The sequence below is a fragment of the Agrobacterium sp. ST15.16.055 genome (assembly GCF_027956555.1).
Classification (GTDB): domain Bacteria; phylum Pseudomonadota; class Alphaproteobacteria; order Rhizobiales; family Rhizobiaceae; genus Agrobacterium; species Agrobacterium salinitolerans.
The window spans coordinates 285253-298390 of the sequence record NZ_JAQKGN010000001.1 but is presented as its reverse complement, the minus strand read 5'-3'; the positions used below and the strand labels follow the sequence as shown (position 1 = coordinate 298390).

Here is a 13138-nt window from a genome sequence, read left to right as displayed (position 1 = left end):
CAGCGGCAGGGCCTCTTCCCGTCAATGAAAGGCGATATCGCCGATGACCCGCACGCGCACCCTGCGAGCGCAGCCAGGCAGATAGGCGATCGGGATGTCCTCCACCTCAAGCGTCTTGAGGCTTGCCCGCTCCGCGCCGGACGCGACCGCCGCGTTCTGCGCCTCGGTCTCGGCTTTCGCAAGGGCCTCATCGCGGCTCAGGCCGGAAAAGACCTGATCGATCTCTCCGGAAACCTGCGCCATGGCTGCGCCCAGCGCATTGGCAACGCCGGCATTTTCCACGCGCAGCACTTCCGACGCTCCAGGAACCCGCTCTGGGATAAGGAACGCCCCGCCGCCGACGGCAATGAGCGGCACATCCTCGGCCGAGGTCTTCATCTGGTCGAAGCTGTCCGCCACCATGTCACGGATGCGTTGAAGTGTGGCCTGCACGAAAGCCGGATCGAGGCCTTTCACACGGTCGCGGTCACCCATCTCGATCAGGCCGGCGGCAACGGCGATATCCGATGTCGTCAGCGTCTCACCGCCGAAAACGCGGGCTTGCGTCAGGATGCGATAACCGACCGAGCGCGGACCGATCTTGCCCGTCTCTGGGTCGACGATAGTACCGCCGCCGAGCGCAATCGGCAGAAGATCGGGCATACGGAAGAGCGTGCGCACCCCACCGATATGAACGATATTGTTCGCCTCCCGTGGAAAACCGCCGACAAGGCAGCCGATATCGGAGGTGGTGCCGCCAACATCCACCACCATGGCATCGGAAAGCCCGGTGAGGAAGGCCGCACCGCGCATCGAATTGGTCGGGCCGGAAGCGAAGCTGTGCACGGGGTTCGCAGCCGCGACATCCGCGAGCGCCACGGTGCCGTCATTCTGGGTCAGATAAAACGGCGCCTTCACACCGGCTTCGCGCAGCGCATCCGAAAATGCCTGAACTGTGGTCGTGCCGAGCGTTTGCAGCGCTGCGTTCAGCAGGGCGACATTCTCCCGCTCCAGAAGCCCGATACGGCCAAGCGTATGGGAAAGCGTGATGCGTGCATCGGGAATGACTGAACGGACAATTTCCGCAGCCCGCACCTCGCACTCCGTCGTCAACGGCGAGAAAGTTGCCGAAATGGCGATGGAGGTGACGCCCGCATCGCGAATTTTCATCGCCGCTTCGCGGATTTCATCGGGAACCATGGGCACCAGCGGACTGCCGTCATATTCATGGCCGCCATGGACCATAAAGATCAGCGGATCGACGGCATCGCGCAGATCCCCAGGCCAGTCGCACATGGGCGGAAGCGAGGAACCGGTGGGCAACGCGATGCGGATGGCCGCAACCCGCTCCAGTCGGGCGCGCTCCACCACCGCATTGGTGAAATGGGTGGTGCCGATCATCACCGCATCAATCGGCCGGTCCGCCGCGCCTACGTGGCCCGCCACATGAGCGAGCGCCGACTTTACGCCGGACAGGACATCCTGCGTGGTCGGAACCTTGATGGAAGCGACGATGGTGTCGCCATCGATCAGAACGGCATCCGTATTGGTGCCGCCAACGTCAATACCGATGCGTTTCATGGGAATACCGATCTGAAATCAATGTCATAACCAAAGGCGCGCGGACCGACGGCGGCGATGCCGGCAGGTGTCGTCAAAAGTTCCGGCGCAGGCAGGGCGACAACCGTGACACGCTGACCGTAACGCACCGATTCCGTACCGATGGCGCCACCGGAAACCGTATCGAGAAGGCAAAGCAGGTCCGGCGTCATGGCGACTGGTTGGCCATCGCGGAAGGCGACCGCCCATTCGTTCTGGAAGGCCAGCTCCATGCGCGAACCCCGGTCGGCATCGACGCCTTCAATGGTCGTGCTGCCGCGCAGGAAACCACCGGTGGTCTCACGGGCCACATCAACAACCTTGCCGCGGAACAGTTGCTTGCCGCCCTCATGGTCGAGAACCGCCTGAACCGGATCGTCATGACGCGCACGCGCCTCCATCACCGCGCGTCCAAGTTTTGTCGCCTGGGTGACGGTGTAATGAATGCCCCATTCCTTCACTTCCTTGCCGGTGCGCGGCGCCTTGCAGGTGGCGGCGGTTGAGCCGACCTCCGTGCAGACCTTGCGCGAGATGCGCTCCATCCATTTCCACGAAGCCGCGCGCGTCACGATCACCTCATTGTCGCGCACATCGACCAGCGACAGCGGAAACATCGGCAGGTTGCCGATGGCGAAGGATGTCATCTGCGCTTCCGGATAGGCCCGTCCCATGGCATCGGCATTAACGACCGGCCGGTCGAGCACGGCGGCGGCGAGGAAGGACGACAGAGCATTGGAACCGCCGATCTCCACGCTCATGATCGCCCGGAACGGCTTGCCGAGATAATCCTCCATCACCTCGACCGCACGGGCGAGATGCACGGGGTCCCCCAGTCTTTCCTGACCGACAAGCGGCGCACCCATCTTGGAGACGACGGCGACCATATCATCGTCGGCGAGCGCCATGGGGTCCATGACCTTTACCCGCCGCCCCTCGGCATAGAGACGCCGCAGATTGAGCGTCGAGAGATAGGGGTTACCGCCGCCCCCCGTCCCCAGAATCCAGGCGCCGGTGGCGAGAGGTTCGATATCGTCTTCGGAAAATTCCTGGATCATGCGTCATCCTCGGGCATGCCGTAGCCTTTCCGGCCGCAGGCGATGCTCCTTCCCTTTGAAGTTCCAAGTCTGGCCAACCCCGCCGTCTGGGCGGGGCCGGTTTTCATGAGACGAAGATCACTCCGCCTTGCAGTCCCAATGGAAGTTGGAGAAGTTCAGGTCCCAGCTCTGCATGGGAATGAACTCGTAACCCTGAAGGCACTTGTTCGCCGCATAACGGCGGTTCGGCGCAACGGCCCAGACGTCAGGCTGAAGATCAACGATCTTCGTCTGCAGTTCCTTGTAGGTGGCGTTCTGCTCGTTGACATCGGTGGTGGCGCGAACCTTGTCGATCAGCCCGTCGATTTCCGCATTCTGCAACCATTCCATCGACATCCAGGTGCCGGATGCCTTGGAGTGATACTGGTTGTAGAACATCGCATCCGGCGACGGATAGGTCGGCGAAATATTCACCTGCGTCGATGCCGGCGTCGTTTCCGGCTTGGAAGAAAGCTCGACGATGCGGTTCCACGGCTCCGGCTTGATATCAAGCGTGATGCCGATCTGCTCGAGGCTGGATTGCAGAAGCAGCGCCACTTCGGCCTCAAAGGCGAGCGACGCGACGTAGCTGTTGACGAGCGTGATCTTCTGGCCGGCATATTTCGACTTCGCCAGCTCTTCCTTGGCTTTTTCCAGATCGTAAACGCCCGGCTGGATATCGCCATTATGCGCGTCCTTGAACGCGTCGGAAAGCGGACCCGTCATATCGAAGCCCGGATAGATCACTTCCTGGATCGTCTTGTAGTCGGTCGCATAGGCGATGGCGCGGCGCACATGAACGTCGTCGGTCGGATAGACCTTGGTGTTGAGCTTGATGACGAAACCGCCGGCGGTGCGGGTCTGGATCAGCTTGTAACCCTTCATGCGGCCGATGGATTCATAGGTGTCGTTGCCAAGCCCGTGTGAGGACAGGCCGAGTTCGCCCTTTTCCGCCAGTGCCTTGACGGTCGCGTCGTCGCTGGTCTGCACGAAGCGCACTTCATCGATCGGCTTGCCCTTGGTCCAGCCGAGGAAATAATCGGCATTGCGGGCGATGACCATATCGGCGGAGCGATTGTAGCTGACCAGCTTGTAGGGGCCGGAACCGGCGGAATGTTCGCCGACATAGGCCTCACCCCATTTGTCTTCGGGCTTGGCATTGGCCTCGATCAGCGTCTTGTTCATCGCCATCATCAACGGCGTCGCCGCCATGAAGGGCGAGAACTGGCGCTCGATCTTCATGACCAGCGTGGCATCGTCAGGCGCGGTGACGTTTTCGGGCTTCAGCACGCCGACGATGAGGTTCGACGGCCCCTTGTTGATACCGAGCAGACGCTGGATCGACCAGGCAAGATCGGCAGCCTTTACCGCCGTGCCATCCTGGAATTTCGCATCGTCGCGCAGGTGGAAGGTGTAAGTCAGGCCGTCCTCGGAAATCTCCCAGGATTTCGCCAGATGCGGCACGATTTCGCCTTTGGCGTTCACCGTGGTCAGACCGTCATACATGTTCACGATGGCCATGTAGCCGGTGTAATCGGTCACCTTCGCCGGGTCGAGCGAGCTGAATATCTGCATGGTGTTGACCGCCACCGACACCTTGTCTTCCGCAAAGGATGCGGAAGAGATAAGCGGCAACGTAAGCGCCGTGCCGAGTGCCAGCGCGGCGAGACGGGAAGAAACTACAGGCATTTTCATTATCGTTCTCCTCTTTATTGCGGGTCATTGGCCCCGCTTATGGTTAGGCAGCCTTGCTGACCGGAACGGGCAGCGGTGAGAAAGGAATGTCGGGGTAACCGAAGGCCGCTGGCCCGACGACTTCGAGCGCACGGGCGCTGCGCAGCAGGTCGTGGCAGGGGATGGCGATGACGGCCACACGCTGGCCGTAGCGCAGCACTTCGGTAGTGATCGGATAACCCGTGTCGACATCGAGCAGGACAATCAGGTCGGGGACCGTCACTTCCACCTTGCCATCGCGGGAAAACAGCAGAAATTCGTTCTGGATGGCGACGCCCGCCGTCTGGCCGGCGCAATCGTCGAAGCCGGACAGCGTGAGATCGCCGACCGCGAAACCACCGCGCAGATGGCGCTTCAGATCGGTGATCTTGCCGTTGAAGATGCGCCGCCCGCCTTCGAGCGCGCAGACCGCGGCAATCGGGTCTTCCTGCTGCTTGCGGGCACGGATCACGGCCTCGCCGATGGCAATCGCCTTGGTGTAGGTTTTCGGAATGCCGTACTGGTGCACATAATGCGCCTGCATCGGTGCGGTCGCCAGCATCGCGCCGCCACCCTGCGAGACGACGCAGGCGCGCGCCATGCGCTCGTGCCAGACCTCGGAAACGGCATGGCTGAAGATGACGGCATTGCCGTGCAGATCGCACATCACCGATGGCGTGGAACTATGACCGTAAATGGAGAAGGTGGTCATCTGCATTTCCGGGAATGCCCGGCCCATGCCGTCGCAATCGAGGATTGGCAGGCCACCCAGCGCCGCCGTTACCAGCGGGTTCATGGAGTTGGAGCCACCGATTTCCTCGCAGACGATGGCGTCTACCGGCGTGCGGATCAGCTCTTCCATCGCGCGCAGGCAGCGCAGGCCTTCGCGGCCTTCACGAATGCGCTCTACTCCGACAACAGGTGCGCCGATGCCGCCGATGGACATGCACAGCGCGTCCGGCTCGATTGCGTCGGTCGCGAGGATCTTCATTTCGTACCCGGCTTTCATGGCTTCCAGCGCCAGCAACTTGCCGAGATAAGGATTGCCGCCGCCGCCCGTGCCGAGAATGCCGGCACCGATTTCCAGCGCGTCGAGATCTTCACGGGTCAGCGTCCGCAATGCCGCTTCGTCATATTTCAGCTTGCGCGTCTCAGCCATGATTGGCTCCCATTTCTCCAACAACTTTCACATGAATGCGGGTGGCATTGCCGGGCAGGTAGGCAAGCGGCATATCTTCGCGCTCGATGACCTCAAGCGTTTCGGCAATCGCACCAGCGGCAATCGCCTTTTCCCGGGCCTCCGCTTCTGCCTCTGCCAGCGCGCTCTCGCGCGTGCGCCCGTCCACCAGAGAAAAGACCCGGTCGGTCTCGCCGCTGATCTGCGCAATCGCCGCACCGACAGCATTCGCCACTGCGAAATTCTCGGGCCGGATGACCTCAAGATCACCGATGCGATCCGGCATCAGGATAGAACCGCCGCCGACGGCGATCACCGGCACCGGCGACGATGAGATGCGGCTGCGCTCCACGCAGGCCTCAAGCATGTCGTTGATCTTGTCGACCGCCGCATCCACCAGTTTTTTGTCGAGGCTGGAGACCAGCTTTTTCTCCCCAACGTCCGCCTTGCCGGAGGCAACCGCGATATCGGTCGCTGTCAGCGTCGAGCCACCGAAGCAGAGCGCCTCGCGACGGACGCGATAACCGACGGATTTCGGCCCGACGGTCAGGCCGTGATCGCCATTGACCACGAGCGAACCGCCGCCGAGACCGATGGAGAAAACGTCGGGCATACGGAAATTGGTGCGCACGCCGCCAATATCCACCGTGGTCGAGGCCTGACGCGGGAAACCGTGGGACAGCGAGCCGACGTCGGAGGTGGTGCCGCCCACATCCACGACCACGGCATCCTTGAGACCGGTGAGGAAGGCCGCACCACGCATGGAGTTCGTCGGACCGGACGCGAAGGTGAGCACTGGGAAACCGCGCACCACATCAGCCGCCATCAGCGTGCCGTCGTTCTGGGTGATATAGAACGGGCAGGTAATGCCCGCAGCCTTCAGCGCCACGCCGAAAGCCGCAACCGTGCGGTCGGCCAGCGACAGCAGGCTGGCATTCATGATTGCAGCACTTTCCCGTGCAAGCAGGCCATGCCGGCCGATATCCTTGGACATCACCACCGGCAGGCCGGGGCAACGCTCTTGCAGGATTTCTTTCGCCCGCAACTCCATCGCATCGTTGATGCCGCTGAAAACGCAGGTGACGGCAGCCGCCTTCAGGCCCTTGGCGCGGATATCCGCGGCGATGCGAACGATTTCGTCCTCGTCGAGCGGCGAAATTTCGCGGCCGTCGAATTCGTAACCGCCGCGCACCTGATAGCCGTGGTTGCCGACGATTTCCCGGAGGTCATCCGGCCAGTCGACCATGGGCGGCAGGCCGGCGCCGGAGGGCAGGCCGAGACGGATGGCGGCCACCTCGTCCATATGCCGGCGCTCGATCACCGCATTGGTGAAATGCGTGGTGCCGATCATCACGGCGCCGATGCGCGCCCTGTCAATGCCCGACGCCTCGATGACCTTTTCAAGGGCTTCGATGACACCGGATGTCACATCCTCTGTCGTGGAGGCTTTTACCCCCGCCAGAACGGTTTTATCCTGCAACACAACGGCATCGGTATTCGTGCCGCCGACGTCAATTCCAACGCGATACACGTCAGGCTCCTCTTTCATCAATCGGTCGTTTTGACGAGGAAGCGCATGCGCTCTTCCTCGGTCACGGTGGGTTTGAGACGTTCTTCCTCGTCGGTGACGACGGGAATGGCCGCGATCAGGGCGCGGGTGTATGGATGGGCCGGCTCGGCGAAGACCGCCGACGTCACGCCCTCTTCAACGATCTCGCCCCGCAGCATGATGGCGATGCGCGAGCAGAAATTGCGCATCAGCGACAGGTCGTGCGAGATCATCAGATAGGTCAGGCCAAGCTCCTCGCGCAGCTGCAAAAGAAGGTCGATCACCGTCTTCTGGACGGACACATCGAGTGCGGCCGTCGGCTCATCGAGGATGAGGATTTTCGGCTCGGCCGCCAGCGCCCGGGCAATTGCCACACGCTGCTTCTGGCCGCCGGACAGTTCATGCGGATATTTGCCGAGATAGGATTGCGGCAGCCGCACCAGCCCCATCAGTTCCAGCATGCGGTTTTCACGCGCAGGCCCGTCCATGCCGATGGATTTCAGCGGCAGGGCAAGCGTCTGTTTCACCGTACGCTTCGGATTGAGCGAGGTGCCCGGATTTTGATAGACGATTTGCGTCAGCCGCTTGCCGCGCTCAGGTGCTGGAGCGTCGATCACGAGATTGCCGGAGGTCGGGCGCGAAAGGCCCATGATCATGCGCGCAACCGAGGTCTTACCGGAACCGGATTCACCCGCCAGGCCGAAAACCTCGCCCTCGTTCAGGGTCAGGTTCACATCCCGCACGGCGTGATAACCGTTGCGCCTGCCGTAAATCTTGTTCAGCCCTTCAATCGTCACGATGGGCGAGCGCGTGCTTTGCGCCAGATCGGTGACGCGCGGGCCATAAAGCGGAGGCACTGCATCCAGAAGCGAGCGCGTATAGTCCTCGGCAGGCGTATGCAGGATTTGCGTGCAGGGTCCGGTCTCAACGATATCGCCGTGATGCATGACCACGACCCTGTCCGCCACCTTGCGCACGACGCCGAGATTGTGGGTAATCATCAGCAACGCCATGTTTTCTTCGGCAACCAGCTGGTTGATGAGATTGAGAATTTCATCCTGCGTGGTGACGTCGAGCGCCGTGCCGGGCTCATCCGCGATCAGGAGCTTCGGCTGGTGCAGCAGGGCAAGCCCGATCAGAACGCGTTGGCGCATGCCGCCCGAAAGTTCGGACGGATAGGCGTTCATCACCCGTTCGGTATCGGCAAGCTGTACCCGGCGCAGCACCGCCGCGATGCGGTCGCGGCGCTCCGCCTTCGACGAATTGATACCGTCGCGCTTGTCGGCAAAACGCATGACATCATCGAGATGCGTGCCGATTTTGAAGACCGGATTGAAGGACGAAAGCGGGTCCTGCATGATCAGCGAAAACGCCGTGCCCTTCAGCGCCTCGCGCTCCCTGCGCGGCATGGACAGCACATCCCGGCCATCGATGACGATCGCACCTGATGTGATCGCGGCATTCTTCGGCAGGGTGCCGATGATCGCCTTGGCGGTGACGGACTTGCCCGATCCAGTTTCACCGATCAGCGCCACGCGCTCACCTGCGGCAACCGTGAAGGCGACATCGCGCAGCACCTGCCGGGTGCGGCCGTAATTGGTGAAGGTGACGTTGAGGTTTTCGACCTTGAGAAGCGGTTCAGTCATGACTTTAGCTTTCCACGTCGAACATGTCGCGCAGGCCGTCGCCCAGCAGATTGAAACCCAGCGTCACGTAAAGCACGGCCGCGCCGGGGCAGAGCACTTCCCACCAGAAATCCGGCATGAACTGGCGCCCGTCGGCGACCATCGATCCAAGGTCGGGGGTCGGCGGCTTGACGCCGAAACCAAGGAAGCTCAGCGTCGCACCGAACAGGATGACAAAGGCGGCATCGAGCGTGGTCTTGACCGATATGACCGAAACGCAATTGGGCAGGATTTCGCGAAAAAGAATATGCAGCGGGCCTGCACCGGCAAGACGTGCCGCCTCGATATAGTCTTCCGAAGCGATAGACTTTGACACCGAATAGATCAGCCGTGCATGCCAGGTCCACCATAACAACGTGATCGCGATCATGGCGTTCGTCAGCGTCGGTTCCAGGAGGTTGGAGACCGCGAGCGCCATGACGAGCGGCGGCATCGCCAGCATCACATTCGTCAGGCCGCTGATGAGTTTCTCGGTCCAGCCGCCGAAATAACCGGCAATCAGGCCAAGCACGGTTCCGACTGGCACCGAAATACCGAGCACGCCGATGACGAGAAGCAGCGAGACGCGCAGCCCGAAGATGGTGCGGGAGAAGATATCGCGGCCGGCCTTGTCGGTGCCGAACCAGTGCTCCAGGTCCGGCGGCATATGGCGGGCGCGGAAATCGACGACCGCGCCGATATGTTTGGGATAAGGCGTAAGCCATGGCGCGAAGACCGCCAGTACCAGTACCGACAGAAGGATCAGCGAGCCGATGACCGCTGCCGGATTGCGGCTGAAGCGATACCACATCATGTAACCGGCACTCAGGCCTCGATCGGTGGGTTCGAGCATTTTTAAGTCAGCCATCAGCGAGCCTCCTTGCGGCGCAGGCGCGGGTCGATGATCGAGATCAGGACATCCACGATCAGGTTCGCAACGATGAAGAACAGGCCGGCCACCAGCACCACGGCGGTCACTGCGTTGAGGTCTTTCTGCAGGATTGCGTTGAGCCCGTAGGAAGCGAAGCCGCCCCAGGCGAAGACCATCTCGATCACGAAGGCATTGCCGATCAGCGACGCGAATTCGAGACCCATGATCGTCAGCGGCGCGATGGAAGAAAGCTTCAGCAGGTAACGGAAGATGATGACACGCTCCGGCACGCCAAAGCTTTGCAGGGTCAAAACATGGTCCTTGCGCTGGTTCTCGATCATCGAGGAGCGCGTGATACGGGTGATCTGGCCGATGCCGGCCATGGAGAGCGCAAAGGCCGGCAGCGCGAGATGTTTCAGCGCATCGAGCACGACATCGAAACGCCCGGCCAGCGTCCCGTCGATCAGGATGAAGCCGGTCGGGCCGCCCTGCCAGCCAAGCCCGTGGTCGAGCCTACCGATGATCGGCCAGCCGGAAAGAAAACGGGCGGCCAGCAATTGCAGCGTGATGGCGAAAAGAAAGCTCGGGATCGTCACCCCGGTGAGCGACAGGATGCGGCCGATATGGTCCAGCGGCCGGTCGCGGTAATGCGCCGTAATGACCCCGAGCGGGATAGCCACGGCAAACATGAAGATGACCGAGACCAGTACCAGTTCGACCGTCGCAGGAACGGTCTGTGCCAGATCGGTAGTCACCGGGCGTTGCGACACCAGCGAGAAACCGAGATCGCCATGCAGGGCATTGCCGATATAGTCGAGATATTGGACGGCCAGCGGCTTGTCGAGGCCCATCTCGCCACGCAACGCATCCACCTGCTCTTGCGTCGCCGCAGGGCCGAGCGCCATGCGCGCGGGATCTCCCGGCACGACGCGGGCGAGCGCGAAAATCATGATGGACAGGGCGATCATGACCAGCACGAAGGTGCCGAGCCTGTTCAAAATCGCGACCAACGGATGTTGCTGCATCGGTGGAACGTTCCTTGTGCATCGGTTGCCTGAGCACAAGTTTTCATCACCAACCCGTTTGAACAATCTAAAAAAGGTATAGTTTTTTGAAACATGAGTATAGGTTTTTAAGATAAAGTCCCCTATCCCGTTGCCAATGACGCTCCTGCCCCGCACCCGCCTCTGCCGCCGCATCGCCAGCGAAACCGCCGGCGTAGTCTTCCTGCGCGCTCCGGCGGGTGCGGGAAAAAGCGTGCTGCTGGAAATGCTGGCAAAGGAGTTGGGAACGCAGATATGCCGCACGCACCAGCCGCGAAGCGATGATGCCGTAAATGACTGCCTCCTATGGGACGTGCCGGTTTTCGCGCGGGCGGTGCGCATGCCCGCCGCCATTCTGGAAAAGGTGCGTTTTTTGGTCATCGCCTGCCGCCCGGATCAACGGATCAGCGGACTAGCCCGGCAGATCCTGCATCACGGTTCGCTTACCATCGGCCCGGATGAGCTGCTTCTTGGGCAGGAGGAGGTTGAAGACCTGCCACCTGAGCAGAAGCGTCTCGCCCTTCACGACTATGCCGGCTGGCCGGCTTTCCTGTCACTGGTCCGACTTCCAAACGAACCGCTGTGTGCCGATTATCTGCGCGAAAACTACCTGCCGCATCTTTCGCCCACCCAGACGGTTGAGCTTTCGCTCTGGCTCGAAAACCCTTCCGCAGAACCCGAGGCGGAATGGACCGAATTGCTGCCGCCCTTCCTGACCGGAAATCCCGAAAATCATCCCACCCTGATAAGGCTTCTGGGCGTGGCCGCACGGGAGCGTCTCGCTACGCTGCAGGCCGGGAGCGCCGTGGTGGAGGTCGCATCGGCTTTCGAAAAGGAAGGACGGGCGCTTGCGGCCATGGCGATGCTGCTCGACCGCGGTTATGAGACCCATGCCGCACAAATTCTGGAACGCGCCCATGGCCGCGAACTGATTTACAGAAGCAGCGTCGGCAGGTTTCGCGAGATCATTATGCGTTTTTCGCAGGATATGATCGCAACGAATGAAACCGTGCTCTTCGCCGTTACCCGCGCCCTGTTGAAACAGGGTGAGTTGCAGCGTGTGCGCCATCTGCTCGGAAAGAGCCTCGGATCGGATTATCTGGATCCGTTGAAGGTGCTTGCCCGGGGTTCACGGTTTTCCTTCGCCGCCCGCACATTCCGGCTCAACCTGATGATTGCCGAGGACCTGACGCCCAATGACGCGATGATAACGCGGCTCGGCGAGTTCATGGCCGATTATCCGATGGACGACCACGGCAAATGGGCGGCCTATTACAATGCGCTGCTGGAATTCGAAATCCGCCGCCGCAATTTCCGCGAGGCGGAGGCCGCCGCTGCCCGCGCTTTGATCTATCTGCGCAAAATGGGCGGGCAGCCGCTGCTGGAGTTCTTCATCCACCTGCACCAGATCGTGCTGCGGCTGATGAGCGGCGACGTGCTTCTGGCGCGCCGGGCCGCGCAGGAGGCGCGCGCGCGGCTGGAACAGGTGCCGCATGACGCCGTGCAGGAGTTCCGGATGTTGCGGCTGGCGGAAGCCTGCCTTGCCTATGAGGCCGGAAAGCCCCGCGACCTCCTGCATTTCGTCGAACATGAATTCGATCACTTCGCCGCTGCCGAAATCTGGCCGAGCCTCATGCAATTTGCCCTGTTTTACGCCTCGCAGGTATTGATCGACCATTTTCCGATGACCGTTCGCCCGGGCTTTCTCGATGGCTTGTGGATCCACCTTTCGGAAGGGTTGCAATTCCATGCGATGATGGAAATCAGGACGGCCATCGCCTATCAGAACGCCAACCGCTGGGCGGACGCGGCAGCAACCCTTTCGGCAATCCGCATGCCCATGGGCCGCAACTGGGTGGAGAGCGCACACGAGGATCTTTCCCGCCTGACGCGGCGCGATGAAATCTCCTATGTCATGGCCTGGCTACGCGATGCGGTGCATCTTTTCACGCCGCGCGCCTATCTGTCCCGCCAGATCGACGCGATGATCGCCAATCCCAAGGTGACCAACCGCGAGAAGGTCGCGCTGAGAATCTGGCAGAGCTACGCCGCGCACCAGCGTCGCGACAACGCCGCCGCCCGCGCCCATATCCTCACCGCCCTTGAATCGGCGACCCGCCTTGGATGCAGCGGCGTCCTGTCGGAGGAACGCATCTTCCTGTCGCCGCTTCTGAACAATCGCCGCATCCGCAGTTTCATCGAGACCTCTTCCGATGTCCGCAGCGCACTATCGATTTTCGCCGCCTCAATGAACTCACCGCAGGCGCGCGCTCTGCATGGCGGGCTTTCGCAACGGGAAGCGCAGATGCTGCAACTGCTGGCCAGCGGCATGTCGAACAAGAAGATTGCCCAGACGCTCAACATCTCGGAAGTGACGGTGAAATTTCACCTCGGCAACCTGTTCCGCAAGCTGGATTGCAAACGCCGCGCGGAGGCAATCCGCGCGGCGAAAGCACTGGGCTGGCTGTAA

At 61.5% G+C, this 13138-nt stretch carries 9 protein-coding genes; 1 reads left to right on the top strand and 8 read right to left on the bottom strand.

The window, feature by feature from the left end:
- Positions 1 to 21: 21 nt before the first annotated feature.
- The 8 genes from PL599_RS01445 to PL599_RS01410 form a co-directional block, all read right to left on the bottom strand.
- Complete coding sequence (locus PL599_RS01445; protein ID WP_271358778.1) at positions 22 to 1560, bottom strand: hydantoinase/oxoprolinase family protein; 1539 nt, start codon at positions 1558 to 1560, stop codon at positions 22 to 24.
- The gene (locus tag PL599_RS01440) at positions 1557 to 2633 is read right to left on the bottom strand and encodes a DUF917 domain-containing protein (RefSeq protein ID WP_137411575.1); all 1077 of its coding nucleotides are present in this window, start codon (positions 2631 to 2633) and stop codon (positions 1557 to 1559) included. Before PL599_RS01440 ends, PL599_RS01445 begins: the two co-directional genes overlap by 4 nt.
- Positions 2634 to 2750: 117 nt before the next feature.
- Positions 2751 to 4346: an ABC transporter substrate-binding protein gene (locus PL599_RS01435; RefSeq protein WP_269823544.1), complete on the bottom strand. Its 1596-nt coding sequence runs from the start codon at positions 4344 to 4346 to the stop codon at positions 2751 to 2753.
- A gap of 43 nt (positions 4347 to 4389) precedes the next feature.
- Entirely contained in the window at positions 4390 to 5523 is a 1134-nt protein-coding gene (locus PL599_RS01430; RefSeq protein ID WP_004438394.1) for a DUF917 domain-containing protein, read from the bottom strand.
- On the bottom strand, positions 5516 to 7072 hold the full coding sequence (locus PL599_RS01425) for a hydantoinase/oxoprolinase family protein (protein WP_269823543.1): 1557 nt from the start codon (positions 7070 to 7072) through the stop codon (positions 5516 to 5518). Before PL599_RS01425 ends, PL599_RS01430 begins: the two co-directional genes overlap by 8 nt.
- 17 nt (positions 7073 to 7089) lie before the next feature.
- Positions 7090 to 8736 carry an ATP-binding cassette domain-containing protein gene (locus PL599_RS01420; RefSeq protein WP_137411572.1) on the bottom strand — a complete coding sequence of 549 codons (1647 nt, stop codon included), beginning with the start codon at positions 8734 to 8736 and terminating at the stop codon, positions 7090 to 7092.
- A 4-nt stretch (positions 8737 to 8740) separates the two neighbouring features.
- A complete protein-coding gene (locus tag PL599_RS01415; RefSeq protein WP_191216633.1) occupies positions 8741 to 9622 on the bottom strand; it encodes an ABC transporter permease in 882 nt (293 codons plus the stop codon).
- The gene (locus tag PL599_RS01410; protein WP_077985061.1) at positions 9622 to 10650 is read right to left on the bottom strand and encodes an ABC transporter permease; all 1029 of its coding nucleotides are present in this window, start codon (positions 10648 to 10650) and stop codon (positions 9622 to 9624) included. Before PL599_RS01410 ends, PL599_RS01415 begins: the two co-directional genes overlap by 1 nt.
- 136 nt (positions 10651 to 10786) lie before the next feature.
- Between PL599_RS01410 and PL599_RS01405 the strand changes: the two genes are divergently transcribed.
- Entirely contained in the window at positions 10787 to 13138 is a 2352-nt protein-coding gene (locus PL599_RS01405) for a helix-turn-helix transcriptional regulator (protein WP_269823542.1), read from the top strand.

Excerpts from the sequence above, each read along its gene's own strand:
- PL599_RS01445 (WP_271358778.1), bottom strand. The coding sequence starts at position 1,560 with ATGAAACGCATCGGTATTGACGTTGGCGGCACCAATACGGATGCCGTT.
- PL599_RS01440 (WP_137411575.1), bottom strand. The coding sequence starts at position 2,633 with ATGATCCAGGAATTTTCCGAAGACGATATCGAACCTCTCGCCACCGGC.
- PL599_RS01435 (WP_269823544.1), bottom strand. The coding sequence starts at position 4,346 with ATGAAAATGCCTGTAGTTTCTTCCCGTCTCGCCGCGCTGGCACTCGGC.
- PL599_RS01430 (WP_004438394.1), bottom strand. The coding sequence starts at position 5,523 with ATGGCTGAGACGCGCAAGCTGAAATATGACGAAGCGGCATTGCGGACG.
- PL599_RS01420 (WP_137411572.1), bottom strand. The coding sequence starts at position 8,736 with ATGACTGAACCGCTTCTCAAGGTCGAAAACCTCAACGTCACCTTCACC.
- PL599_RS01415 (WP_191216633.1), bottom strand. The coding sequence starts at position 9,622 with ATGGCTGACTTAAAAATGCTCGAACCCACCGATCGAGGCCTGAGTGCC.
- PL599_RS01410 (WP_077985061.1), bottom strand. The coding sequence starts at position 10,650 with ATGCAGCAACATCCGTTGGTCGCGATTTTGAACAGGCTCGGCACCTTC.
- PL599_RS01405 (WP_269823542.1), top strand. The coding sequence starts at position 10,787 with ATGACGCTCCTGCCCCGCACCCGCCTCTGCCGCCGCATCGCCAGCGAA.